Below are 24,220 nucleotides of genomic sequence, written 5' to 3' on the forward strand. Positions count from 1 at the left end.
CGGCCTCGTCTTCTTCGTGAGGAAAACAACTTGATGCTCCGACCTGATGGCGCTCCAGTACTGAAGGGGCGACTGACGGTCTTCGCGCTGTGGCAGCTGCCGACTCTCGTGCTGTCCGGTGCCGCGATCACCGGTCTCTCGATGACCGAGGGGATCGACCACCCGGGCCGGACTCTCGTGATCCCCGCGATCCTCATGCTGCTGGCGAGCGTGGCTCTGTTCGTGCTCCCGTGGGAGCAGTGGGGGCCGTCCGGACGGATGATCGTCCCGATCATCGACGTCGCCGCGGTCGTGCTGATGGAGTTCGGGGCCGTCACGGTCCTCCCGTCGGTCTCCTTGCTGTCGATCCTGCCGATGGTCTGGCTGGGCTTCGAGTTCGCCTGGGCCGGCGTCTTCGCCGCGGTGCTGGGGGCGGTGCTCGTGGCGGGGTACTCCCACCTCCACGTGGGCGACTGGCCGACCGAGACCTCGGCGTGGCTCAACGTGCTCCTGCTCCCGTTGGTGGCGTTGGTCCTGGTGGTGATCGCCCAGATCGTCGGGGACCTCCTGCGGAGCAACCGGGAGCAGCTGCTGGAACGCAGCGAACAGCTCGTCACCGCCCTGCAGGTCTCCCGCGACCAGGCCACCATCGCCCAGGGGGTCGTCGACACCGTGGACACCGCGGTCTGGTTCTACTCGGCCGACGACCAGCTGCGGATGAGCAACGAGGCGGCCGATCACCTGGCGGGCGTCGCCGGTGGTCACATGTGGAACGACGACCGGACCGCCCGCATCCCGGTGACCGAGCAGATCGTGCCCCGCGCGCTGCGCGAGGAGCTGGTGCCCGGCCATCTCGAGTGGTGGGGACCGCCCGGCGGCCAGGTCGCCCTGGTCGTCGGCGCCCGCCGGGTCCGGCGGTACGACGGCACCGCCCTCGGCACCGTCGTCGCTGCCTGGGACGTCACCGACGTCGTGGAGTCCCTCCGGGTTCGCGAGGAGTTCCTGACCACCGTCTCCCACGAGCTCCGGACCCCGCTGACGTCGATCATGGGCTACGTCGAGATCATCCAGGACCTGGCCGCCCCTGGCTCGGACCTGCTGCCGTCGCTCGCCGTCATCGAGCGCAACGCGCAGACCCTGCTCGACCGCATCTCGAACCTGCTGGTGGCCAACCAGGACCTGGCCGAGGACATCAAGCCGACGCGTCAGGAGATCGGGCCAGTCGTGGCCGGGGTCGTCCGACGGCACCTGCCCACCGCGGCCGCCGCCGGAGTCAGCCTGACCGCGACCGTTCCCGACGGGGTGACCGGCAGGGTCGACTCCTCACGCTTCGACCAGGTCGTCGACAACCTGACCTCCAACGCGATCAAGTACACCGCCGCAGGTGGCGTCGTCGAGGTCGACCTCATCGACCAGGAGATCGGGTTCATCCTGACGGTGACGGACTCCGGGCGAGGGATGAGCGACGTCGAACGTCATCAGGCGTTCGATCGCTTCTACCGGTCGAGCGGTGCCCGCAAGAGCGCGACCCAGGGCCTGGGGGTCGGCCTGTCCATCGTGCGGGACATCGTGCGCGCCCATGGCGGGGAGGTGGCCCTGGACCCGGCGCCGGGCGGGGGCACGCGCGCGACCGTGACCATCCCGCACCACGAGCCGGTCGGCAAGGCGGTACCGGGCCGCGTACGTCTCGGGGTTTCCTGACCTCTGCGGCCGGCTCAGGCCCTGATCGTGCGGAGGTAGCCGGAGAAGCCCGCCCAGAAGTGACCGAGTCCGGTGTCCGGGAAACGCTGCTGCACGGCAGTGGGTACCTGAGGACGTGTACTTCGACGAGTCGCCCTGTGAGGTCTGTGGTTCCGAGGTCCGGCTCCGGGCCCGCGACGGTGCGGACGTGGTCGAGCCAAACGCTCCGGTCGGTCCTCCAGACGGCGTCGTCGGTGGCGGCGATCCGACCGTGGACGAGCGGGTCTGCACCAATCCCGACTGTCCGAGCAACCGCGCGGGGTGAGCTCGCACGGCACAGGGCCCTCCCCGAACCGAATCGGAGAGGGCCCTGGTCGATCACCCGGTCATCGAGCAGGCAGCGGCAGGGTCGCGGCCTGGAGGAAGTGGTCCGAGGCGATCTGGGACCGGCGGTTGTACACCTGGTTGCGGTAGCCGCAGGAGCCCTTCACCGCGCCGAGCGTCAGGAGGTAGTCGCGACGCAGGGGAGTGCGGTAGACGGGGAACCTCGAGTCCTGCGTCGTCGGGAACTTCCCGCCGGCGATCCTCCTGGTGGCGTAGGCGTCGTAGAAGCCCGCCCTCATCAGGGCCCGGTGGACGTTGTTGTAGGGCAGCGTGTTGGCGGTCGAGTTCAGGTCGCCGCCCAGGATCAGCTGGTCGCCGAAGCGGCTCTGCAGGCTGCGCAGGATCTGGATCGTCTTGACCACCTGGCGGGCCCGGATCTTCCACTCCTTGCGGCTGCCGACGACGCCCACCCGGAGGTGGTTGGAGGTCAGGACGAACGGGGCCTGGTCGCCGCTGACGGACTGCAGTCGGGCCCACGGGATCAGCGAGTCCTTGTTGAAGCCGGGGTCGACGATCCGAGCGAGACCCGAGTCGAGCTTGCGGAACTTGCTCGCGTCGTAGAACACCCGGGTGCCGACCAGGCCGGGCCGGCGGCCCTTGGGCGGGCGGTAGGCCTCGTCGTCGAGGGCATCGACCCAGCGAGCGCTGCGGTCGGGGTCGACGTCGTTGAGCCGGTCCAGGATCCAGCGTCGCTGGGGCTTGTTGCTGAAGCCCAACCGCTCGGAGCCGCTGGCCTCCTGGATGGCCAGGGCGTGCGCGCCGCTGCGGAGGATCTCGGAGACCACGTTGTCGCCGCGGAGCGTCCAGTTCCGCCGTGGACCCAGGTTGCGGTCGGCGGCCCAGCTACGCACGTTGAAGGCCGCGACCGTGACCTGGTCCTGGGGGGCGGCGGTGCACGCGGCGGTGATCGGGGCCTGGATCCACTTCGCCGGGCTCGCCGTCTTCGAGCCGTCGCGGCGGTAGCCGACGACCTTCACGAAGGAGTAGTTGCCGGAGGCCGGCACGGCGCCGAACGCGTGCGACACGACCTTGGCGTGCCGCTTGCGGCTGACCCGGTAGGACCTGACCTTGACGTTCATCTTGCGGCTCGGGCTGACCTTGACGGCGACCCGCTTGAACCCGGCGACGCGCCGGGAGCGCTCCCAGGTCACCTTGATCCGGCCGTCGTTGGTGGCGGCCAGGTGGACCTTGAGGTTGCCGGTGCCGTTGCGCGCGCTGCCGGAGGCGGTGCCGGTGGGGTTGGCGTTGCGCCGCTCGGCGGCCTCCTGGTGGGCGTGGGCCGGGGTCGAGAGCAGGGTGCCGCCGAGAAGCAGCACGGTTCCGGCGACGAGGGGCGTGACAAGACGGTGGCGTGAGAGTGCAGGCATGGTGCTCCGGAGGGGGGAGGGAGGACGGAGGGAGAGGCGCCACTTGCTGAGGGGGTGCGCCGTCGACCGGTACCCGTTCGACGACTTCGAAACCCCGGGAGGCGGATCGTCCGGTTCGGCCGCCGCCGAGTGGACGGGGTCCCTACGCTGCGAGCATGGCGGGTGATCGGACGGCGGCGGACCAGGCGCACATCGACCTGGCGGGCTTCACGCCGGGGGATCAGGACGTCCGCGTCGAGCGGGCCGGCTGGGTCTACTACGTCCGCGTGGTCAAGCAGACCGAGAGCCTCTCCGGACGAGGGCTCGACCCGAACGGCAGCCTGATCGGCATCGTCGTCCTGGTCGTCGTCGAATTCCTGCATGCCCGGATCCGCCGCGGGATGCCCCAGAAGGTCGGCGTCGTACGGCTGCCCGCGGCCAGCTCGTGGCACACCGGTCGGGCGCGGGTGCTCCACCGGGAGACCCTGGCCGCCGGCGTCGATCCGGACAGTCGGGTCGCCGACCTCGTCGCCGACGTACGAGCGGGCAGCTACGACCCCGACCGGCGGCTCCGCCAGACGCACGACCACGCCGTCGGGGGTCCCGTGCAGCCGATCGTCGTCCGGGAGCGCGAGATCTCCGAGCCGGTGCGGCTCACCCTGCCCGACGGCCGGCTCAACCGCGAGGCGGTCGGCTGGACCCGCACGCCGCTGATCGATACCGACGGGGTCGGGCGGGGACGGCGCGGGCGGGGGCGCAACAAGCGCTGGGAGTACTGGGCGGTGACGACCCCGACCCACGTCGCGGCCCTGGTCGTCTCCGACCTCGACTACGCGGCCGTGCACGGCATCTGGCTGCTCGACCGCGGCACCGGCGAGGCCATCGCCCACGACGCCATCGGGGTCCTCGGGGGCAGCGCCACCCTGCCCGGCACGCTCGGAGCAGGTCCGACCCGGGCGCGCACCCGGCAGGTCGAGATCGACATCGACGAGGTGGCCGGCGGCACCCGGCTGCGCGCCCGTGGCAAGCGGGTCGAGCTCGACGTGGTCGCGCACCGCCCAGAGGGGCACGAGTCGCTCGGCGTCGTGGTCCCGTGGACCGACCGGCTCTTCCAGTACACCGTCAAGGACGTCGCCCGACCGGCCACCGGCACGATCCGGGTCGACGGCGCCGAGGCCGTCGTACCCGCGGGGGAGTCCTGGGCGACCCTGGACCACGGCCGTGGTCGGTGGCCGTACGCCGTCCGCTGGAACTGGGGCGCCGGCTCGGGTCGCACCGACGGCCGGGTCGTCGGCATCCAGGTCGGCGGGCAGTGGACCGACGGCACGGGGTCGGTGGAGAACTCGCTGCTCGTCGACGGGCACCTGACGAAGATCAGCGAGGAGCTGGTCTGGGACTACGACCAGGACGACTGGATGGCACCCTGGCGCGTCACCGGGGAGTCCGTGGACCTGACCCTGACTCCCTTCCACCTGAAGAGGTCGGTCACGGACGTCAAGGTCTTCGCGTCCCGGACCCACCAGTGCTTCGGCCACTGGTCCGGCCGGGTCCGCGACGACACCGGCACCTGGGTCCGGGTCGCGGACGTCGTCGGCTGGGCCGAGGACGTCCGGAACCGGTGGTGACGGAGCGGGGCGAGGCTCCCTCGTTCCGGGGGATGCCCGGCCGCGGGGCCCGACCCTAGGTTCGCGTCACGGCAGCAGTCGTGCTCGAGGAGGCCCCAGTGGATCTGCAGAACGTCGCCGTCGTCGCGGGGTTCGCCCTGGTCGTCACCGACTACGTCATCAAGTTCGCCGCCATCGGCGTACTGCCCGGCAACCGCAAGCCGTCGTCGGCGATGGCGTGGCTGATCCTGATCCTGGTGATCCCGCTGGCGGGATTCGTGGTGTTCCTGTTCCTCGGACGGACCTTCGTGGGCACCAAGCGGCTGGCGCGTCAGCGGGAGGCCGACGACGCCCTCAGAGCGGCCACCGACCGGCTGGCTCCGTCGCCGGTCGAGGGACCGGCGTACCTGTCCTCGATCGCCACGCTGGGCCGCAACCTCGGTGCGCTGCCGCTGCAGACCGGCAACCGGATCGACCTGTACCCCGGCTACGGCGAGGCGATCACGGCGATGACGGAGGCGGTGGCGGGCGCGACCACGTCGGTCGAGGTGGAGTTCTACATCGCGGCCTGGGACGAGATGACCGCGCCGTTCTTCGAGGCCCTGGTGGCGGCCGCGGACCGGGGGGTCACGGTGCGGTTCCTCTTCGACCACATGGGCTCGCGCAGCATCCCGGGCCACCGGGAGTTCGTCGAGCGGCTGGAGCAGACCTCGATCCGGTTCCACCGGATGCTGCCCGTGCGCCCCCTCCACGGCCAGTTCCAACGGCCCGACCTGCGCAACCACCGCAAGCTGCTGGTGGTCGACGGGCGAGTGGCCTTCATGGGCTCGCAGAACCTCATCGAGCCGGGCTACAACAAGGCGAAGAACCACCAGGACAACCGCGAGTACGTCGAGCTGGTGGCCCGGGTGGACGGGCCGAGCGTGAACGCCATCCGGGCCGTCTTCGCCAAGGACTGGTACATCGAGTCGAACGAGCGCATGGGCGAGGAGATCCGGCCGTCCAGCGTGACCCACCACGACGACGGGGTCGCCGCCCAGGTGCTGCCCAGCGGACCCGGCTACACGACCGAGAACAACCTGCGCCTGTTCACCGCCCTGATCTACTCGGCCCAGGCACGGGTGTCGATCGCCAGCCCGTACTTCGTGCCCGACGAGCCGCTGCTGTACGCCGTCACCACGGCGGCCCGGCGCGGCGTGGCCGTCGAGCTCTTCGTGAGCGAGTGGGGCGACCAGTTCATGGTCTCCCACGCCCAGTGCTCCTACTACCAGGCGCTGCTGGAGTCGGGCGTGCGGATCTTCCTCTACCCGGCGCCGTGGGTGCTGCACTCCAAGCACTTCTCCATCGACGACGACGTGGCCGTCATCGGGTCCAGCAACATGGACATGCGCTCCTTCGCCCTGAACTACGAGGTGTCGCTGATGGTCACCGGAGGCGACGTCGTCGCCCGGTTCCGCGAGGTCGAGGACGGCTACCGCGCGATCTCGCGGGAGCTGCTGTTGCCGGAGTGGCAGCAGCGGCCCCGGCGCCAGCGCTATCTCGACAACACGATGCGGCTCACGTCGGCGTTGCAGTAGTCGAGCCGACGTCGTCGGGGTGCCCGCTGATCAGCGGCAGCATCCAGTGCGCCTCGGGATCCGCGTCGACGAGGACGGCCCGGACGAGCAGGCTCATGGGTACGGCGAGCAGCGCGCCGAGCGGCCCAGCACCCAGGTCCAGAAGACCAGCGACAGGAAGGTGAGCGTGGTCGAGAGCCCGACCGCCTGTCCGACGTACCGCGGTTGGATGATCGACTGGATCACCACGTTGACCGCGGAGTAGAGGACGATCACCGTGAGCATCAGGCCGGGGCCGCCCTCCAGCAGCCCGATCAGGGCGGGCGGGATGACGCCGATGACGAAGCCGATGTTGGGGATGAAGTTGGTGACGAAGGCCAACACGCCCCACACGAACGCCCCGGGCACCCCGAGGGCCCACAACAGGGCGGTGTCGACGACGGCGACGATGAGGCCGAAGACGGCGGACACGCCCAGGTAGCTGCGGGTTCCCCGCGCGAACCCGGCGAGCGCGTCCACGAGCTGCGAGCGGTGCTCGCGCGCCTGGCCGGCCAGCCTGGCGGTGTGGGCGGCGTCGAAGGCCAGGAAGAGCAGCAGGGTGACGATGAACAGCAGGTTGGAGAGCACCGACGCCATGCCGGCGAGGATCGACATGGCGGTGTCGAGCAGCGCACCGACGTCGAAGGACCCGGTCACGGCGTCGACCTGCGCCTGGGAGACGCCCAGCGAGGCCAGTCGGTCGCCGGCGTCCGCAACGAGGTCGTCCAGGTCGGAGGTGTACGTCGGCAGCAGGGCGGCGAGCCGGCCCACGGAGACGACGAGGGCGAGGGTGAGTCCCAGGATCAGCACGTACGCCAGGACGAGGACGACGACCGACGCGGCCCACGTCGGCACCCGACGGTCCAGCGCGGCCCGGAGGGGGTGGAAGACGATGGTGAGCGCCAGGGCGAGCATGACCGGGCCGACGATGTCGCTGGCCGACCGCAGGCCGGCGACGACGACGACCGCCGCCGCCGTACTGACGAGGAGCCGGCCCGTCCGGCTCGGGGTCATGAGGCGCTCCTGTGCAGACTCGTCCGCTGTCCCAGTGCCTCGAGGATGCCGACCAGGTGCCGGTGCAGCTCGACGCCGCCGACGATCGGGTCGTCGGTCGCGAGCAGGGCCGATGGGGCGAGCACGAAGGCGGAGTCCTGCCAGCCTCCGAGTCCGCCGTGGCAGCCCACCAGGGGCTCGAACGCCGCGACGTCGAGGGTGTCCGCGTCGAGCGCGCTGTTGACGTAGATGTCGGGCGCCTGCGGCAGGGCGGTCGCGGCCAGGAGCCGGGTCGCCGCGTGCCTCCCGAAGGGCAGCAGGGGATCGATGCCCTCGACGACGCCGGTGTCCAGGTGGCGCCGGCCGGCACGGCCGATGGCGACGGGCCCGTCGGCATCCAGGACGCTGACGAACCCGATGCCCTCGTGGGCGACGAGTCCCGCCACCAGCGCCGGCCACCGGGCGTCCAGCTGGTCGAGGGTCAGTCTCTGCGGACCGGGGACGTAGACCAGGCCGAGGTTCCCACTGCCGAGCACGATCAGCTCCGCATCGCCGTCCGCCGAGGCCGGTTTGAGGATCTCGTCGACGCGGGCCGACGCCTCCAAGACCGAGTCGACCCGGCCCCAGCCCTCGATGCTGCTCTCCAGACCCGTGGTCGGCGCCTGCGTCAGGGAGCGGCACAGGTCGCTGAGCTCGATGCCGTACCGGGCCGCGAACGGCTCGCCCTGCGACTGGCCGTGGTCGCTGAGGACGACCAGGTGGTAGCGGCGCGGGGCCCGATCGGCCACCCGCTCGAGCAGGGCCAGCACCTGGTCGAGACCGGTCAGGCAGGCGAGCGACTCGACCCGGGTGCTGCCCGCGTGGTGGGCGATCTCGTCGTAGTCGACGTAGTCAACGTAGACGCTGCGCGCGCCCCGCATCAGCTCCTCGCTCACCACCACCGTGTTCAGGTCGCGCAGCAGGCCGTTGCTGAAGGCGCGCAAGCCGGCGAACGTCCAGGAGCGGTGCACCCGGGGATGGGCGCCGAGCCGACGCTGGCGGCTGGCCTGGAAGCGCTCCCGGACCACCTCGGCGATGGTCCGCGACAGGCTGCGCGAGAGTCCGTCCGGGCGGAGCAGGAAGCGGGCGAAGACCACCCGCGTCCGTCGCGACCCGCGCGCGACCTCGAGCCGGCTCATCGTCATCGAGGCCCTCGGCGCGTCGCCCGTGAAGAGGTTCGAGACCGACATCCCGTCGTCGGCGAGGAGGCCGGTGCCGGTGCTCGCCCGCGACTCGATGACGGCGGCGTCGGCGGGACGGTTGGCCACCAGGACGCGTCCGAGCTCCCGGTCGTACCAGCGGAACGCCGGCACTCCGTGGGCCGTGCCGTGGAGGATCGCCTGCTGGCTGGCCGGCGTCGTGCACGGCAGCTGGACGGTCCACTCCTGCACCGCGTGCGAGCCGCTGTCGACCCAGCGGCGCAGCGTGGGCATGCTGCCCGAGCGGAGCACCCACTGCATCACCGGGAACGACACTCCGTCGAGCTGGACGAACAGCACGCCGTCGACCTCCGCGTCGTCGATCTCGCCCGGCTTGAGACGGAGGAGGCTGGCGGCGAAGGACTCGTCGGTGCCGGCACTCGACAGCCACACGAGCAGGGTGCCGAGGGCCGCCGCGATCCAGGCCGCGGCGACGGCGGTCCAGAAGGAGTCGAACGAGGCGCCGGGCACGAGCATCAGGGCGAGCTGCATCACGACCGCCTGCCCGAAGAGGGTGGCGAGCCCGACGGCGATCCACCCCGCGGTCGCGGCGAGCACGACGAGGACCGGGCGGACGATCATCCCGACCAGTCCGGTCACCGCCGTCGCGGCCAGGAGCGGCGCCCACGAGGTGTAGCTGAACCCGGGGAGCAGGACGGCCGTCAGCAGCAGGGCCCCGAACGCGAGGAGCCAGGTGACCAGCAGCCTGAGTACGTCGACCCAGCGGAGCCGGCGGCTGCTCACGACCCGGGCCCGGGCGTCACGTCAGGACCTTGGCCTTGGCCTGCTGGTACTCGTCGGGGGAGATGGTGCCGCTGTCACGCAGCTGTGCGAGCTCCCGCAGCTCCTCGGAGACACTGGTGCCCCGGACGGCGGTCTCCTGCGCGAACGCGCGCATGCTGGCCTGCTGCTCGAGCTGGGCCCGTCGCGTGCGCTCGTTCATCGAGTTGCCGCGGGCGAAGATGTAGCAGATCGCCCCGATCCAGGGCAGCACCAGGATGAAGACCGTCCAGGCCGCCTTCGCCGCACCGTTGAGCTCGTGGTCGCGGAAGATGTCGGTGAGGATCGAGATGATCATCCAGATCCACATCACGAGCAGCGTGAACCAGAACATCGAGACGATGACGTCCCACAGGCCGAAGTCCTCCATGGTCGCTCTCTCCTCAGGCTCTCGTGACGGGGCTGGCGCGGCCCGTCTGGCCCCGAGCCTGTCGAGCGCCCGGGGCGGCGTACTCACCCGTGTCGGGTGAATCCCCGGCTACTGCGGCTGCGGCTCGAAGACCCGGACCGTGAGCAGCAGCAGGAGCGTGGTGACCGCCGAGATCACCACGGCCGCCAGGACCGTGGCGACCACGCCGCCCACGTCCAGGGCGTCGGTCAGGCCGGCGGTGATCGCGAGCAGCGCCCCGTTGACGATCAGGGCGAAGAGACCGAGCGTCACCATGGTCAGCGGCAGCGACAGCAGCCTCAGCAGGGGCCCGATGATCGCGTTGACCAGTCCGAAGACCAGCGCCACCCCGAGCAGGGAGAGCACCCCTCCGTCGATGTCGACCGAGGGGACCAGGGCCGCGGCGACGGCGATGGCGGCCGCCGTCACGAGCCACACGAGGATGATCTGCTTCAGCATGGTGGGCTCCTGGGTCGAGACGGCGGGACGACCGGTCGAGGTCTGCTCCGCACGCTAGGAGCGTCGTACGCCGTCACCCTCACCTGTGCCGGGTGATCTCGGGCTGGGTCCGGACACGGACCGGCCCGTGTGGGAGAGTTGCCACGGTCAGCGTGCACCTTCGGTCGGGTTCGGCCAGTGCCAGAACGGTCCGTAGTACGGCGACGCTTGGAGTGTCCTTGCACCACGTCCACCGCGAGGGCGACACCAGTCCCTCGGTGTCGGGCGAGGGCCCCTTCCTCGGCGACGGCGAGGTCGCCGCCGCCCGGGCACAGTACGCGCGTCGGGTGGTCGGCCACCGGGAGGGCATTCCCGCCCTGAACCGCCTGGCCGACCTGGCCGCGCGACTCACCGGTGCCGGGTCCGCCCAGGTGTCGATCGTCGCCGACGACCTGACGGTGATGGGCGGCGTGGGCGACGCCGCCGCCTCGGTGGGCGCCGCGTCACCGGCCGAGGAGTCCCTGTGCACCGTCACGGTGCGGGAGAACGCCCCGCTGGGCGTCCCGGACGCGCTCCGGGACCCTCGCGTCCGGCACCTGCCGCTCGTGGCGTCGGGTGTCGTGGGCGCCTACCTCGGGATCCCGCTGGTCGTCGACGGGCACGCCGTCGGTGCCCTGTGCGTCTTCGACCGTGAGCCGCGGGAGTGGAGCGAGCGCGACGTCTCCCTGCTCGAGGAGCTGGCCGGCCCGGTGCTGGCGGAGCTCGAGCTCGCCGTCCTCGCCGCCCAGCACGACGACGACAAGCTGCTGTGGCAGCTGGCGGTCGACGCCGCCGGCGTCGGCGCCTTCGACTGGGACCTCGAGACCGGGCAGCTGCGCTGGGACGAGCGGCTGCTGGAGCTGTTCGGCCTCAGTCGCGAGACCTTCGGCGACACGATCGAGGCGTTCGAGGCCTCGGTCCACCCCGAGGACCGGGCTCGCGTCACCCAGGCCCTGAACGAGGCCGTCGACAGCTGCGGGACCTTCGCGGCCGAGTACCGCGTGGTGCGTCCGGACGGCGGGGTGCGGTGGATCGCCGCTCGCGGGCAGGCGCTCGCCGGACCGGACGGCGCGGCGGTCCGGCTGCTGGGAGCGGCGTTCGACAGCACCGCCGTCCAGGAGGGCGAGGCGCGGGTCGCCCGCGTCCTGGAGACGATGCCGACGGCGTTCCTCCAGCTCGACCGGAGCTGGCGGTTCACCTACGCGAACGCCGAGGCGGAGCGGCTGCTCGGCGGCATCGGCATGCCGATCGTCGGCGGGCTGATCTGGGACCTGTTCCCGGCGGCCGTGGGGAGCACCTTCGAGACCCACTACCGGCACGCGATGGAGACCGGCGACCCGCGCAGCTTCGAGGCGTACTACCCGCCGCCCCTCGACGACTGGTACGACGTGCACGCGTGGCCCAGCCCCGACGGGCTCTCGGTCTACTTCATGGACGTCACCGCCCGCCATGCGGCGCAGGAGACGGTCACCCGGGCCGCCCGTCGCGCGGCGCTGCTCGCCGAGGTCAGCCGGGCGCTGAACGACACCCTCGACGCCGAGGAGGCCGTGGCCCGACTGGCCCAGCTCGTCGTACCGGTGCTGGGGGACTGGTGCGTCGTGACCCTCGCCGAGGGTGGGGGACCGGCGATGGCACCGGGCTGGCGGCACCGGTTGCGAGACATCGGCTGGTGGCACCACGACCCGCACCGGCGCGCGGACGTCGAGCGGTACGCCGAGATCCGGATCCCCGCGCTGACCGAGGCCTCCTTCGTCGCCCAGGCGCTCCAGCGGACCGCGCCGGTGGTGATCGCGAGCGGGGCCACCGACGCGATCGGGGCCGTGCTGGAGGAGGGCGAGGCGCGCGACCTCTTCCGCACCCTCGGACCGGACGCCGCCGTCGTCGTACCCCTGCGCGGTCGGGCGGACACGGTGGGGCTGCTGACCGTCTTCCGGGGTCCGGAGCGCGAGACGTTCACGACCGACGACCTCGACACCCTGACGGAGGTCGCCGCGCGCGCCGGGTCAGCGCTCGACAACGCGCGGGCGTTCTCCCAGCAGCAGGACCTCGCGGAGGGCCTCCAGCGCAGTCTGCTGACCGCGCCGCCCGACCCGGCGGGCCTGCAGCTCGAGGTCCGCTACGAGCCCGCGGCCGCGGCGGCGCAGGTCGGCGGGGACTGGTACGACGCCTTCCTCCAGCCCGACGGTGGCACCAGCCTGGTCATCGGGGACGTGGTCGGCCACGACACCGCGGCAGCCGCGGCCATGGGACAGGTCCGCGGCCTGCTCCGCGGCATCGCGGTCACCACCGGAGACGGTCCGGCCGACGTGCTCCGCCGGGTGGACGAAGCGATGGAGATCCTCCAGGTCGACACCACCGCCACGGCGGTCGTGGCCCGCCTGGAGCAGACCGCCGACGAGCGGGCCCGCGGCGTCACCCGGTTGTGCTGGTCGAACGCCGGGCACCCGCCGCCGCTGGTCGCGTTCCCCGGCTCCGAGCCCGGCTCGGTCGAGGTGCTGACCCTGTGGGCGGAGACGTCGGAGCTGCTCCTCGGCCTGGACCCCGCGACCGAGCGGACCGAGTCGGTCGTGACGCTGCCGCGGGGCGCGACCGTGCTGCTCTACACCGACGGGCTCGTCGAGCGGCGCGGGCAGTCGCTCGACGAGGGCATCGACGCGATGCGGGCGTTGCTGGCCGAGCTGGTGCGGGCAGGTGTCGGGCTGGAGGAGCTGTGCGACGGCCTGATCCGCGGGCTGCTGCCCGAGTCTCCCGACGACGACGTGGCCCTGGTTGCCGTCCGGGTGGAACGCACCTAGCCGGATGCGGTCTGCCTGACCCGGGTCCATCGGCCCTCCCGGAAGGTCGCCAGGCCGAGCCGCTCGAACTCCTCGAGCCAGCCGGTCATCGGCCACCGTCCCCACCGGCGGTGGAAGAGCGTCGCGTTGCGGAGGATGTCGTCGAGGTGCTCGGTCGGGGGCCGCGAGACCGGGTGGTGCTGGTGGTAGGCGCGCGCCGACCCGTCCCAGGCCAGCTCGAGCCCCCGGGTCACCAGGGTGTGGCCGAAGTCGGTGTCCTCGCCGCCGTACCCGACGTACTCGGGGCAGAAGCCTCCGGACACCTGCCAGGCGCTCGCCGACATCGCGAAGGACAGCGACCAGAACAGGTCCGGGTCGGCTCCCCACACCTGTTGCCCCGCAGCGGGGGCGGGCCGGCCGGGATGGGGTTCGTCGAGCCCGTCGAGCCCGTCGAGCCGGTAGCCACCGGCCGGCGGCGGGGGCAGGTACGTGACCGGCCCCTGCCAGACCGTCCGGGGGTGGGCCGTCGCTCGTTCGGCGTACGACGCCACCAGGGTGCCGCCCGCGAGGCAGTCCACGTCGAGGCAGACGACGACCTCGGCGCCGGAGTCCAGCGCGGTGCGGACGCCTCGGTTGCGGGCGCGGGCCAGCGGCAGCCCGCCCGGGTCGTTGCGCACCCGCACGATCCGGCGGCGCAGGCCGTCGAGCTCGACGGAGCGGACCGCCGGGTCGTCCATGGCGACGACGACGTAGTCGTCGGGACGGCGTGACCCGGCGGCCAGGGACCGGTGCTGGGCGTCCAGGTGACCCCGGCGTCCGTGGACCAGGGTGACGACCGCGACCCGCGGACCGCTCACGCGCTCACCACCTCCCGGGCGACCGAGTCGACGACCGACCAGAACCGCTCCGCGGCGTGGCCGTCGCACCAGCCGGCCCAGCGGCTCCCGTCGAGGGCGGCGGCACGGGTCAGCCGCGCCGACCAGCCGTCCTCGGGCCAGGTCTCCTCGACGACGGCGGGCCAGCCGCCCGTGGCCAGGGCCCGGGCCGTCGTCAGCTGCTCGTCGTGCGGCCGGGCCTGGGGTACGACGACCGCGGGCCGCCGCAGGGCCGCCACCTCCGCCAGCGCGTTCTGCCCGGCGTGGGTGACGACGACGTCGGCGTCGGCGAGCACGCCGGACGGGTCGTCGACCCAGGTCCCGGACCGGGCGCTGAGCGCGGTCCACCCCCATTCCGGAGTCTGGCGGCGGGCGCGGTCCAGCCGCTCCTCGTCGGGGTCGTCGCCCCCGGTGCCGCTGAGGGCGACCACCCTCCCGGGCCCGGGTCGCCTGCGGCCGGACGGCCGGATGTCGAAGCGGCTCAGCGCGCCCACGGGCTGCAGCCGGGCGTGGACGTCGTCGGGCACGTCGCTGAGCATGCCGGTGGCCTCGGGCGGCCAGAGTCCGACGAGGGCGTCGGCGGCGCCGAGTCCGAACCGGTGGGCCAGGTCGCCGCGCGAGCCCGGCAGGACCACGGCCACGACGGGCACGCCGTGCAGCCGGACCAGGAGGGTGACCTCGATCGAGACGTCGACGATCACGCAGGCCGGCCGGGTGGCGGCGATCCAGGCCGAGACGGCGGCCGTCCGCCCGAGCAGCCCGGCATCGCCGACCGGGACCCAGTGCAGCCGGCCGTTCGCGGTGGGGCGGACGCTGCACTCCTCGTCGTCGTCGCGGGGCAGCAGCACCCACGGACCGGGCCAGTCCGTGGGCCGCGGGAGTGAGGACAGCCCGGTGACGACCCGGCCGCGGGCGGCGGCGAGCGTCGCCATCGCCGTTGCCCGGTGCACGTGCCCGCTGCCGTGGTGGTGGACGTAGTAGCCGATCATGCGGCCGCGTCCACGCTGACGAGGGAGGCGTAGAGGCGCTCGTAGTCGTCGACCATCCGGGTGAGCGAGCAGTGCTCCTCGGCGTGGCGTCGTACGACGGCGCGGTCGCAGGACCTGGCCACCCCGATCGCGCGGGCCAGGTCGGCCGGGTCGCCCGGGCGGGCGAGCGCGCCGGTGTCGGCGGTGACGATCTCCGGCAGCGCGCCACGGGCATAGGCGGCCACAGGGGTGCCGCAGGCCATCGCCTCGGCGGCGACCAGGCCGTACGGCTCGTCCCATGCCGGAGTCACCAGCGCCACCGACGCCCGGCCCAGCAGGCGGGCCAGCGCGCCGTGGTCCAGGTGTCCCACGTGCACCGCCGTGGGCCCGAGCCGGGGCGCGATCTCGGCCTCGAAGTACGCCTCGTCCGGCGTCGGTCCGGCGAGCACCAACGGCATGCCGGCGTCCCGCGCCGCGTCGATCGCCTCGTGCGGGGCCTTCTCCCGCACCAGGCGCCCGGACCAGACGGCGGGCCCGCCTCCCGGACCGGGCAGCCAGCGGTGCACGTCGACCCCGTTCAGGATCGGCGTGCTGCGCACGGCGTGCGCCCACGCCGCGGCCGTACTGGTGCTGACAGCGGTGAAGACCACCGATTCCCGGGCGAGCGAGGCGGCCGACTCCAGCCACGGGAGCGGCGGGGTGTGCAGGGTGGTGACCAACGGCGTCGACAGGGACGGCGCCATCGCGACCGGGAGGTGGTGGAGGCTGTGGTTGTGGACCAGGTCGAAGCGACCCGGATCCTGGGCGAGCCCGAGCATCAGCCCGAGATAGGCGTGGTGCTCGGCCATCCACCGGACCGGTGGCGCGTTGACGTCGCGCCGGGCCGCGAGGCTCGGCTCGAAGGCCGGCACCGGGAGCTCGTCGACGTGCAGCTCCGGGTCGGAGCCGGGTGCCGCGAAGAGCGTGACCTGGTGCCCGCGCCGGCCGAGCTCGGCGGCGAGTGCGTGGGTCAGTGCCTCGAGCCCGCCCGCGAAGGGCTCCCGGATCGGGAAACGGGTCGAGGCGACCAGGCAGATGCGGAGTGGACGGACCAGGCTCACCGACGGCCTCGGGAGGTTCGGACCAGGCTCCGGTAGAGCAGGTCGTGGGCCTGGGCGACCTCGGCCCGCTGGTGGCGGCGTACGTCGATGGCGGCGCCGAGCCGGGGTCGGGTCTCGTAGGCGAGCACGATCGCCGCCGCGAGCGAGTCCGCGTCGTACCCGTCCTCGTCGAGCCGGTAGCTCAACACCGGACCCTGGTCCGCGAAGTAGCCGCACGTGGGGGCGACGACCGTGGTGCCGAGGTCGCGGCACGCCTCCAACCAGCCCGAGTGGGTGCCGAAGCGGTAGGGCAGCACCGACACGTCGAGGGAGCCGAGGTGGTTGAACAGCTCCGGCTCGGAGAAGTAGTCGTGGACGTGCAGCTCCAGCTCGCCTGCAGCCGCGCGCTCGCGCAGGTACGACCCGAGCGGCGCGTCGCGTCGCGCACCGTCGTCGTCGAGCACGTCGCGGTGGCCGTTGACCTGCAGCACGGCCCCCGGGAGGGACCGGACGGTCTCGACGAGGGTCGGCAGCACGGCCATCGGGTCCATCGAGGCGCGCAGGCTCTTGACGTGCAGGCCGATCCGGAACCCCCAGTTGCGCCGGCGCGCCCGAGCGTCCTGGGCCACCGCCATCGTCCTCAGGTCGACCACGTGCGGATGCGGCAGTACGACGGCCTCGCGGCCCCACCGCAGGCGGATCTCGTCCGCCGCGCCGTCGGTCAGGGTGACCAGGGCGTCGGCGGCGGGGATCAGGACGTCGAGCTGCTCGTCGTGCAGCTCGCGGCTCGGGTGGTGCGGGTTGCGCAGGTCGTGGACGGTGAACACGAACGGCTTGCCGCGCCGCCGGAGAGCGTCGACCAGGTCGGCGAGGTGCTCGGGGGAGCGGGCGTCGAAGCCGAACTGCAGGTGGAAGAGGTCGAAGTCGGCCGTGGCCGCCCACCCGGGGTCGAGCATCACCGGGGGCCACCATCGCTGGGTCGCGGCCCGGTCCGGGGCGGCGGGGTCGGGATCCGCGAGCCGGCGCGGGCCGGGTCCGTGCGCCGGGGAGAGGTGCCGGACGTACACGTGGCCGGCCGGCACCGAGGCGACGACGATCTGGTCGACGCCGCGACCGGTCGTCGGCGATGGGTTGAGAAGGGTCACCCCGATGAGGTACCCGTGGGCGCGCAGGCCCAGGTTCGCCCGTCGGGGTGAACGTCCGGCTTTCGGGCATTCCTCGCGTTCAGGTGCGGATAACACAATGTCAAGTGCTTCGATGTAGTTAAGATCCGGTCATGGAGTGGCAGCGCGACGCACTGGCGCTTCTGGTCGGCTTCACGGTCGCCACCCTGACCGCGCCGGTCGGGGTCTCGGGGGCGGTGTTCCTGCTGCCGGTGCAACTCTCGGTGCTGCAGGTGCCGAACCCGCAGGTGACGCCGACCAACCTGCTGTTCAACGTGGTGTCGGGCCCCGGTGCGCTGTGGCGCTACTGGCGCCGCCGCCAGCTGGACCCGGGGCTGGTCCGGGCGCTGCTCCTCGGCTGCGTGCCGGGGGTCGTGATGGGCGCCGTCCTGCGGGTCCACCTGGTCAGCGACCCGACGACCTTCCGGCTGGTGGCGGCCGCCGTACTGCTGCCGACCGGGCTGTTCATCCTCTGGCCGCGCCGCGGGGGAGCCGGCGCCCGGACCGCCGGTCTCTCGCGCCGATCGGTCTCGGTGCTCGCGCTGGTCGTCGGCATCGTCGGCGGCCTGTACGGCATCGGCGGCGGCTCGATCCTGGGACCGCTGCTCGTCGGCAGCGGGCTCGCGGTCACCGTGGTCGCGCCGGCGGCCCTCGCCTCGACGATGGTGACGTCGGTCGTCGGCGTGGTGGCCTTCGCGCTCCTGGCCCTGGGCTCGGACGACCACATCGCTCCCGACTGGTCGATCGGGATCGCGTCGGGCCTCGGCGGCCTCGTCGGCGGGTACGTCGGCGCGACGCTGCAGCCGCACCTCCCCGAGCCGCTGCTCCGGCGGCTGCTGGGCCTGGCCGCGGTGGCCGTCGCGGTCGCCTATCTGGTGCAGTCGCTGAGCGGCTGAGGGCGTGCGACCACCCCTTCGGGTGGGTCGGCCTCCAGAGGTTGCGGGTAACGGTTTCTCGGACACCGAGGACTGGAGGCACGACATGTTGGCAGCGACCTGGCAGGGACCACGCGACATTCGGGTGGAGGAGGTGCCGGACCCGACCATCGTCGACCCGACGGATGCCGTCATCCGGGTCACCACGACCGGGTTGTGCGGCTCCGACCTGCACCTCTACGAGCCGCTCGCCCCGTTCATGACCCCCGGCGACATCGTCGGCCACGAGCCGATGGGGATCGTCGAGGAGGTCGGGCCCGAGGTGCGGGACCTCAAGGTCGGCGACCGGGTCGTCGTACCGTTCAACATCAGCTGCGGCTCGTGCTGGACCTGTGAGCGCAAGCTGTACAGCCAGTGCGAGACCACCCAGAACCGCGAGCACGGCACCGGCGCGAGCCTGCTCGGCTACAGCAAGCTGTACGGCGCCGTCCCGGGCGGGCAGGCCGAGTACCTCCGAGTGCAGTTCGCCGACTTCCTCCCGGTCAAGGTTCCCGAGGGCCCGCCCGACGATCGGTTCGTTTACCTCTCCGACGTGATCCCGACGGCCTGGCAGGCGGTGCGGTACGCCGACGTACCGGCCGACGGGACGCTCCTGGTGATGGGAGCGGGCCCGATCGGCGACATGGCGACGCGGATCGCGCTGCGCGACGGCGCCTGCGTGATCGTCGTGGACCGGGTGCCCGAGCGTCTCGCCCGGGTCAGCGCCCTCGGTGCGGAGACCATCGACCTCGACGCCGTCGACGACGTGGGGGACGAGGTGCGCTCGCGCACGTCCGGTCGGGGCGCGGACTCAGTGGTCGACGCCGTCGGAATGGAGGCGCACGGCAACCCGATCGCCGAGAAGCTGATCAAGGCGATCGGGCTGCTGCCGGACTCGCTCGCCGCACCGCTCATCAAGCACGCCGGGTTCGACCGGCTCGCCGCGCTGCACACCTCGATCGACGCGGTCCGCCGCGGCGGCACCGTCTCGCTGTCGGGCGTGTACGGCGGTGCCGCCGACCCGATGCCGCTGATGCAGATGTTCGACAAGCAGCTGCAGCTGCGGATGGGCCAGGCCAACGTGCGGGCCTGGACCGACGACATCCTGCCGCTCCTGCTCGATGACGCCGACCCGCTCGGCACCGAGTCGTTCGCCACCCACCGGCTGCCGCTCACGCAGGCGCCGGAGGCCTACGCCTCCTTCCGCGCCAAGGAGGACGGCATGGTCAAGGTGGTCTTCACGCCCTGATTCCTGCGGACCGTCCCGGGTCAGGGGCCGGTGGACTAGATCTCCGTCCGTTCGGTGCTGGCGCCCTCCCGCTGCCTGACAGGATGCGCCGCGTGAAGGTGCGCCGGTCCACCCATCCTCGCGAGGATCTCGGGCTGCTGGCCGGGTTGGTGCTGCTCGCGGGCCTGACCGCGATCTCGGTGCTCGGGCAGATCCAGCTGACGACCGCGATGGTGGCGGCGCCGATCGTCGCGTCGTTCTTCGCCGACGCACGCCGGACCGCGGTCGTCGCGGTCGGCGCGGTGCTGTGCTCGGTGCTGGGCGGACTCTGGCTCGACCTGCCGATCTCCGGGTCGTACTGGTTCCGGGTGGGGATCTGCGTGGTCCTGTCGGTGCTGGCGACCGTCTCCGCGCTGCTGCGGGACCGTCGCGAGACGCGGCTGCGGCGGATGATCGTGATCGCCGAGACCGCCCAGCGGGCCGTGCTGCGGGCGATGCCCTCGGCGATCGGCTCGGTGGGCCTCGCCGCCCGCTACGTCTCCGCGAGCGAGGAGGCCCTGGTCGGCGGCGACCTGTACGAGGTCGCCGCGACGCCGTACGGCGTGCGGGTCATCGTCGGCGACGTGCGGGGCAAGGGTCTGGAGGCCGTACAGACCGCAGCGGCCGTGCTCGGTGCGTTCCGCGCGGCCGCGTTCACCGAGCCGGACCCGGCCAGCCTGGCGCGCCGGATCGACGAGTCGCTCATGCAGCACCTCAGCGACGAGGAGTTCGTCACCGCGATCATCGGGCAGTTCAACGGCGAGCAGGTGCTGCTCGCCAACTGTGGCCACCACCCGCCCCTCCTGGTCTCCGGCTCGACCGCAGTTCTCGTGGACACCGGTGAGCCGACCCTGCCGCTGGGCCTCGGGAGCGCCCCGGTGCTGTCCGAGCACACCTGGGCGTCGGGCAGCCGGCTGCTCTTCTACACCGACGGGCTGGTCGAGGCCCGCGACCGCACCGGGTCGTTCTTCCCCCTCGACGACTTCGCCGCCGAGCTCGGCGACGGTCCGGTCGCCGAGGCCTTGGACCGGCTGGTCGAGCGGCTGCTCAGCTTCGGTGACCAGGGCACGAGCGACGACGTCGCGCTGGTGCTCGCGCAGAACGGCTGACCCTGGTCGGAGGTGCGGCCCGGCGTACCCCGCGAGGTGGCGCACCTCACGTTGGACCGCGACATCCGGACCCGGGTCACGGTGTTTGCCGGCGACCTCTACGCTCCCCTCGGAGCAGCGGGAATGACCGCGTCGTCGGCATGGTTGCGGCTCTGCCCGGACGGCCCCACAGGGACGGCCCGGGGACCTGTCCCCCCTCGCGAAGGAGCCACCCTTGACCCTCACTTCCGCCACCACCCCCGGCAGTGCGACAGCCCTCCTGGCCGAGCGTCTCGAGGTACTGCGCACCGAGCGTGAGCAGGTCATGGCCGAGAGCCGGCTCGAGTCCGTCGGTGACGTTGCCGACCGGGCGACCAACGTCGAGGCCACCATCCGGCTCCAGGTGCTCGACGAGCGGATCGCGACCATCGAGCTCGAGATCGAGGAGGCCGGCCGGCAGCGGCACACCGACGGCGTCGTGTCCGTCGGCGACCGGGTCACCCTCGACCTGGGCGACGGCCCGGAGACCTACGTCATCGGCTCGGTCGAGCAGGCCGTGGCCGGTGTCGACACCGTCACGCCGGGCAGCCCGCTCGGTCGCGCGATCCTCGGCGCCGAGGTCGGTGCGACCGTGACCTACTCGCCGCGCTCGGGGGTCAAGCTCACCGCGGTCGTGCTCTCCGCCGAGACCGCCTAGGAGACTGCTGAACAAGGCGGTCGAAGGGAGCGTCGTGAGGGACGTGCGCCGGCAAGGCGGAGGCGCGAAGGCACACTGGGCGTGCGTCGAGCGGCGACAACGCAGCCGGCGTGCGTTCATCGCGGCGCGTAGCCGGCCGGATTGTTCAGCAGGCTCCTAGCCCTCAGGCGGTCGCGGCCTCGACGCCACCGTCCTCGGGCGGCACCTCCCCGAGCAGCCGGTCACGCAGCCGCACCAGCCCACCGACCGCGTCCAGGAAGCGGGTCGTGCTGTCGCCGACCTGGAGGTCGTCGAAGTAGTGGTGGCGCATCGCCACCCGGGCCAGGTGGTGCTCGTCGTGCTCCAGCCGGGCGCTCAGCAGTGCCGTCAGGCCGTCGACGTTGTCGCCGTCGAGTACGTCGGCGCAGCGGCTCACCGGCACGTCCTGGCGCAGTCGCTCGGCGTCGTGGTGTCGGTCGGTGATGAAGATCGGCTTCTCGGTGCGCAGGTAGAGCCAGTCCAGCCCGACCGACGACACGTCGGTGATCATCGCGTCGCAGTCGGGCAGCACCGCGAGGATGTCGCCGACGGTGATCGCCTCGTGGCCCGCGTCCGGCTCGCGGCGGGTCGCCTCCTCGAGCACCGCGAGGATCTCGCGGTGACCGTTGTGGATGGCCGGGGTCAGGCTGGTCGGGATCTTGGGGTGCGGCTTGTAGACGAGCCGGACTTCGGGCAGCGCCACGATCGCGCGGACGATCCGGGGGCCGAAGACGTCGACCGAGGTGTAGTCGTTGTAGTCCGCGTCGCCCTCCCACGTCGGCGCGTAGAGCACGGTACGACGGGTGCTCGGCGCGAGCAGCGGCGCCGGCCGCAGGTCGAGTTGGGGCCGGCCGACGCGCACCAGGCGTGAGGTGTCGAGCTCCATCAGCCCCGCCTCGTGGCGCTGCACCGCCGCCTCGCCGGCGACGAACACGCGGTCGTAGGCCTTGGCATTGTTGCTCGCCATGCTCTGCTTGTCGCTCTCGCCGTGGTTGATGTGCACGTGCAGCATCCGGCCGTCGATGAGCGACTGGAAGTTGCGCATCGAGTTGTTGCAGTACAGGACCACCTTGGCCGCCAGGTCGGCGTACAGCTCGGTCAGCTCGGGGAACGACGGCGCGAAGAACACCGGCAGCGAGGTCTCCTCGCGGCACACCGCGGCCGACTCGGCGTCGCGGGTGACGACGCCGACCGGATGCTCCAGATCGAGCCGCTCGAGGACCGGGAGCCACTGCAGGAGCTGGTAGACCCGGGTCGGGTCGTCGGGGAAGTAGGCGAGGGTCTCGAGCGTGCGCACGCGCGGATCATAGAGCCGGAATGTTGCGACTCGTGACTTCGCGGAACGGCCCTAGAGTTGGCCCCGTGCCACCGCCGCGCCGAGTGCTCCTCGCGGTCCTCGCGCTGCCCCTCCTCGGCTGCGGTGGCGGGGGTGACGAGCCGGCGCCAGAGACGGTCGAGATGCCCAGCGGACTCACGGCGTACGTCGACCAGTCGCGGCTGCTGCGGGTGACCCGGACCGCCTTCGTGCGCCTCGTCGACGAGCCCGACCGCACCGTGACCGTCACCCGCGCCGAGGTCACCTCGCCCCGGTTCGGGACGGTCACCTGGACGGGGGAGAAGTCGTTCGTCAACGAGGCCGACCTGCCGTTCGAGATGCCGCCCGGCCGGTGCGGCGACGGGTCGGACGCCCGGGTCCGGCTCACCTACCGGCTCGACGACGGGCCGGAACGGATCTCGGAGACGACGGCGACCGACCGGTACGGCGCCGTGGGGCTCTTCCTCGACCGCGACTGCGCCGCGGAGGTGCTGGGGGAGGCCGCGACCCTGGAGCTCGGGGAGCCGAGGGTCGTCGGCGTGGGCCGCGCGTCGGTCTTCGAGGTCCCGGTGACGCTCACGCCGACCGGCGAGCGCGACGACGTGTCGTTCGCCGGGTTCGAGGGCACCCCGCTGTTCCGCAACGCCGACGGCTCGCCCGCCGCGGACCACATCCCGCCGGTTCCGCTCGGGCCCGACGACCCGCCGGCCGAGCTGCTGCTCCGGCTGGTCCCGACCCGCTGCGACCCGCACGCGCTCGCCGAGGACAAGGTGGGCACGCTCATCGGGGTCCGGACCCGGGCGCCGGGGCTGAGTCCGGTGGCGTCGTTCTTCCTGCCGATCGGCGACGAGCGCCGAGCGGCATTGCGCGCATTCTTCTCGACGCACTGCCGCCCGTGAGGGATTCGCGCGTACCCTCCGGAGCACGGTTCCGCTGACACCCGCCCGATGCGGCGTCGGAACCGTGAGGCTGAGAACGCAGAAAAGGCGCGTCGAGAAGGCGTGCGTCACCAAGCAGAGGAGACGACGTGAGACGAATCGGGACATGGGCCGCGGCCATCGTGCTGGGGGCCGGTGTGCTCGCCGGCTGCGGCGGTGACGACAGCAGCGACGGTGGGAGCGACAACGCGGACGGCGACAGCGGCTCGTCGTACTGCGACGAGCTGGGCGAGTTCCGCGACACGCTCCAGGGCTCCGACGAAGCCTCGAGCTTCGAGAAGTTCAGGGACGCCGCCGAGGACCTCGCCGAGGACTCACCCGACGAGGTGTCCGGAGAGTGGAAGAAGATCGAGGAGGCCCTCGGCCAGCTGGAGTCCGAGCTGGAGAAGGCGGGCATCTCGCTCGACGACCTGAACGACCCGAGCGCCCTGCAGAGCGCCGACCCGGAGGCCATGGCGAAGGTCCAGGAGAGCCTCAGCACGATCGGTGAGGACGTCGAGGGCGCCGCGGACAAGATCTCCGAGCACGCCAAGTCCGAGTGCGACATCGACCTCAACGGCGAGTCGCCCTCGCCCTCGCCGTCGAGCTAGGCGCACCGCACCGACCGCGCCCGGGTCGTCGTCAGTCGACGACCCGGGCGCGTCGTACGTCGCCGCTGCT

At 72.4% G+C, this 24,220-nt stretch carries 20 protein-coding genes; 10 read left to right on the forward strand and 10 right to left on the reverse strand.

Annotated elements, in window-relative coordinates:
* Window positions 1-33: 33 nt before the first annotated feature.
* A complete protein-coding gene (locus MUB56_RS16600) occupies window positions 34-1,680 on the forward strand; it encodes a HAMP domain-containing sensor histidine kinase (RefSeq protein WP_244928124.1) in 1,647 nt (548 codons plus the stop codon).
* Between the two features lie 365 nt (window positions 1,681-2,045).
* Here the strand turns inward: MUB56_RS16600 and MUB56_RS16605 are convergent, their stop codons facing one another.
* Complete coding sequence (locus tag MUB56_RS16605; protein WP_244928125.1) at window positions 2,046-3,410, reverse strand: hypothetical protein; 1,365 nt, start codon at window positions 3,408-3,410, stop codon at window positions 2,046-2,048.
* Window positions 3,411-3,565: 155 nt separating this feature from the next.
* On the opposite strand from MUB56_RS16605, the gene MUB56_RS16610 reads away from it, so the two are divergent.
* Together MUB56_RS16610 and cls are read left to right on the forward strand one after the other, a co-directional pair.
* A complete protein-coding gene (locus tag MUB56_RS16610; protein WP_244928126.1) occupies window positions 3,566-5,014 on the forward strand; it encodes a DUF2804 domain-containing protein in 1,449 nt (482 codons plus the stop codon).
* Window positions 5,015-5,112: 98 nt separating this feature from the next.
* Entirely contained in the window at window positions 5,113-6,570 is a 1,458-nt protein-coding gene (gene cls, locus MUB56_RS16615) for a cardiolipin synthase (RefSeq protein WP_244928127.1), read from the forward strand.
* A 93-nt stretch (window positions 6,571-6,663) separates the two neighbouring features.
* Here the strand turns inward: cls and MUB56_RS16620 are convergent, their stop codons facing one another.
* From MUB56_RS16620 to MUB56_RS16635, 4 genes are all read right to left on the reverse strand, one after another.
* On the reverse strand, window positions 6,664-7,602 hold the full coding sequence (locus MUB56_RS16620) for an AI-2E family transporter (RefSeq protein WP_244928128.1): 939 nt from the start codon (window positions 7,600-7,602) through the stop codon (window positions 6,664-6,666).
* Complete coding sequence (locus MUB56_RS16625) at window positions 7,599-9,563, reverse strand: phage holin family protein (protein ID WP_244928129.1); 1,965 nt, start codon at window positions 9,561-9,563, stop codon at window positions 7,599-7,601. The genes MUB56_RS16620 and MUB56_RS16625 overlap by 4 nt, the downstream gene beginning before the upstream one ends.
* 16 nt (window positions 9,564-9,579) lie before the next feature.
* Window positions 9,580-9,969, reverse strand: a complete 390-nt coding sequence (locus MUB56_RS16630) for an SHOCT domain-containing protein (RefSeq protein WP_244928130.1) — start codon at window positions 9,967-9,969, stop codon at window positions 9,580-9,582.
* 108 nt (window positions 9,970-10,077) lie between these two features.
* Window positions 10,078-10,446: a phage holin family protein gene (locus MUB56_RS16635; RefSeq protein WP_244928131.1), complete on the reverse strand. Its 369-nt coding sequence runs from the start codon at window positions 10,444-10,446 to the stop codon at window positions 10,078-10,080.
* Between the two features lie 218 nt (window positions 10,447-10,664).
* Here MUB56_RS16635 and MUB56_RS16640 point away from each other — a divergent pair, with 218 nt between their 5' ends.
* Entirely contained in the window at window positions 10,665-13,259 is a 2,595-nt protein-coding gene (locus MUB56_RS16640; protein ID WP_244928132.1) for a SpoIIE family protein phosphatase, read from the forward strand.
* On the opposite strand, the gene MUB56_RS16645 is transcribed toward MUB56_RS16640, so the two are convergent.
* Genes MUB56_RS16645 through MUB56_RS16660 form a run of 4 tightly spaced genes read right to left on the reverse strand, consistent with a single transcriptional unit; the run spans window position 13,256 to window position 17,305 of the window.
* Window positions 13,256-14,095, reverse strand: a complete 840-nt coding sequence (locus tag MUB56_RS16645; protein ID WP_244928133.1) for a galactosyltransferase-related protein — start codon at window positions 14,093-14,095, stop codon at window positions 13,256-13,258. The genes MUB56_RS16640 and MUB56_RS16645 overlap by 4 nt on opposite strands.
* The gene (locus MUB56_RS16650) at window positions 14,092-15,102 is read right to left on the reverse strand and encodes a glycosyltransferase (protein ID WP_244928134.1); all 1,011 of its coding nucleotides are present in this window, start codon (window positions 15,100-15,102) and stop codon (window positions 14,092-14,094) included. The genes MUB56_RS16645 and MUB56_RS16650 overlap by 4 nt, the downstream gene beginning before the upstream one ends.
* Window positions 15,099-16,181 carry a glycosyltransferase family 4 protein gene (locus MUB56_RS16655; RefSeq protein ID WP_244928135.1) on the reverse strand — a complete coding sequence of 361 codons (1,083 nt, stop codon included), beginning with the start codon at window positions 16,179-16,181 and terminating at the stop codon, window positions 15,099-15,101. The genes MUB56_RS16650 and MUB56_RS16655 overlap by 4 nt, the downstream gene beginning before the upstream one ends.
* Window positions 16,178-17,305 (reverse strand): glycosyltransferase family 1 protein, encoded by a 1,128-nt coding sequence (locus tag MUB56_RS16660; RefSeq protein ID WP_244928136.1) that lies wholly within the window; start codon window positions 17,303-17,305, stop codon window positions 16,178-16,180. Before MUB56_RS16660 ends, MUB56_RS16655 begins: the two co-directional genes overlap by 4 nt.
* Window positions 17,306-17,436: 131 nt before the next feature.
* Between MUB56_RS16660 and MUB56_RS16665 the strand changes: the two genes are divergently transcribed.
* The 4 genes from MUB56_RS16665 (at window position 17,437) to MUB56_RS16680 (ending at window position 21,289) form a co-directional block, all read left to right on the forward strand.
* Window positions 17,437-18,219, forward strand: coding sequence for a sulfite exporter TauE/SafE family protein (locus MUB56_RS16665; protein ID WP_244928137.1), 783 nt, complete (start codon window positions 17,437-17,439; stop codon window positions 18,217-18,219).
* An 85-nt stretch (window positions 18,220-18,304) separates the two neighbouring features.
* A complete protein-coding gene (locus tag MUB56_RS16670) occupies window positions 18,305-19,486 on the forward strand; it encodes an alcohol dehydrogenase catalytic domain-containing protein (protein ID WP_244928138.1) in 1,182 nt (393 codons plus the stop codon).
* Window positions 19,487-19,578: 92 nt separating this feature from the next.
* The gene (locus tag MUB56_RS16675; RefSeq protein ID WP_244928139.1) at window positions 19,579-20,613 is read left to right on the forward strand and encodes a PP2C family protein-serine/threonine phosphatase; all 1,035 of its coding nucleotides are present in this window, start codon (window positions 19,579-19,581) and stop codon (window positions 20,611-20,613) included.
* A gap of 214 nt (window positions 20,614-20,827) precedes the next feature.
* Window positions 20,828-21,289, forward strand: a complete 462-nt coding sequence (locus MUB56_RS16680; RefSeq protein ID WP_244928140.1) for a GreA/GreB family elongation factor — start codon at window positions 20,828-20,830, stop codon at window positions 21,287-21,289.
* Between the two features lie 163 nt (window positions 21,290-21,452).
* Here the strand turns inward: MUB56_RS16680 and MUB56_RS16685 are convergent, their stop codons facing one another.
* Entirely contained in the window at window positions 21,453-22,604 is a 1,152-nt protein-coding gene (locus MUB56_RS16685) for a CDP-glycerol glycerophosphotransferase family protein (protein ID WP_244928141.1), read from the reverse strand.
* A gap of 65 nt (window positions 22,605-22,669) precedes the next feature.
* Between MUB56_RS16685 and MUB56_RS16690 the strand changes: the two genes are divergently transcribed.
* A complete protein-coding gene (locus MUB56_RS16690; RefSeq protein WP_244928142.1) occupies window positions 22,670-23,521 on the forward strand; it encodes a hypothetical protein in 852 nt (283 codons plus the stop codon).
* Window positions 23,522-23,649: 128 nt separating this feature from the next.
* Window positions 23,650-24,150, forward strand: a complete 501-nt coding sequence (locus tag MUB56_RS16695; protein WP_244928143.1) for a hypothetical protein — start codon at window positions 23,650-23,652, stop codon at window positions 24,148-24,150.
* Window positions 24,151-24,220: the final 70 nt, after the last annotated feature.

This window comes from Nocardioides sp. W7 (assembly GCF_022919075.1).
GTDB lineage: Bacteria > Actinomycetota > Actinomycetes > Propionibacteriales > Nocardioidaceae > Nocardioides.

Bases quoted from the DNA above. Each gene is read 5' to 3' on its own strand.
- MUB56_RS16620 (WP_244928128.1), bottom strand. From the start codon at position 7,602: ATGACCCCGAGCCGGACGGGCCGGCTCCTCGTCAGTACGGCGGCGGCG.
- MUB56_RS16635 (WP_244928131.1), bottom strand. From the start codon at position 10,446: ATGCTGAAGCAGATCATCCTCGTGTGGCTCGTGACGGCGGCCGCCATC.
- MUB56_RS16600 (WP_244928124.1), top strand. From the start codon at position 34: ATGCTCCGACCTGATGGCGCTCCAGTACTGAAGGGGCGACTGACGGTC.
- MUB56_RS16630 (WP_244928130.1), bottom strand. From the start codon at position 9,969: ATGGAGGACTTCGGCCTGTGGGACGTCATCGTCTCGATGTTCTGGTTC.
- MUB56_RS16650 (WP_244928134.1), bottom strand. From the start codon at position 15,102: ATGATCGGCTACTACGTCCACCACCACGGCAGCGGGCACGTGCACCGG.
- MUB56_RS16665 (WP_244928137.1), top strand. From the start codon at position 17,437: ATGGAGTGGCAGCGCGACGCACTGGCGCTTCTGGTCGGCTTCACGGTC.
- MUB56_RS16610 (WP_244928126.1), top strand. From the start codon at position 3,566: ATGGCGGGTGATCGGACGGCGGCGGACCAGGCGCACATCGACCTGGCG.
- MUB56_RS16670 (WP_244928138.1), top strand. From the start codon at position 18,305: ATGTTGGCAGCGACCTGGCAGGGACCACGCGACATTCGGGTGGAGGAG.
- MUB56_RS16605 (WP_244928125.1), bottom strand. From the start codon at position 3,410: ATGCCTGCACTCTCACGCCACCGTCTTGTCACGCCCCTCGTCGCCGGA.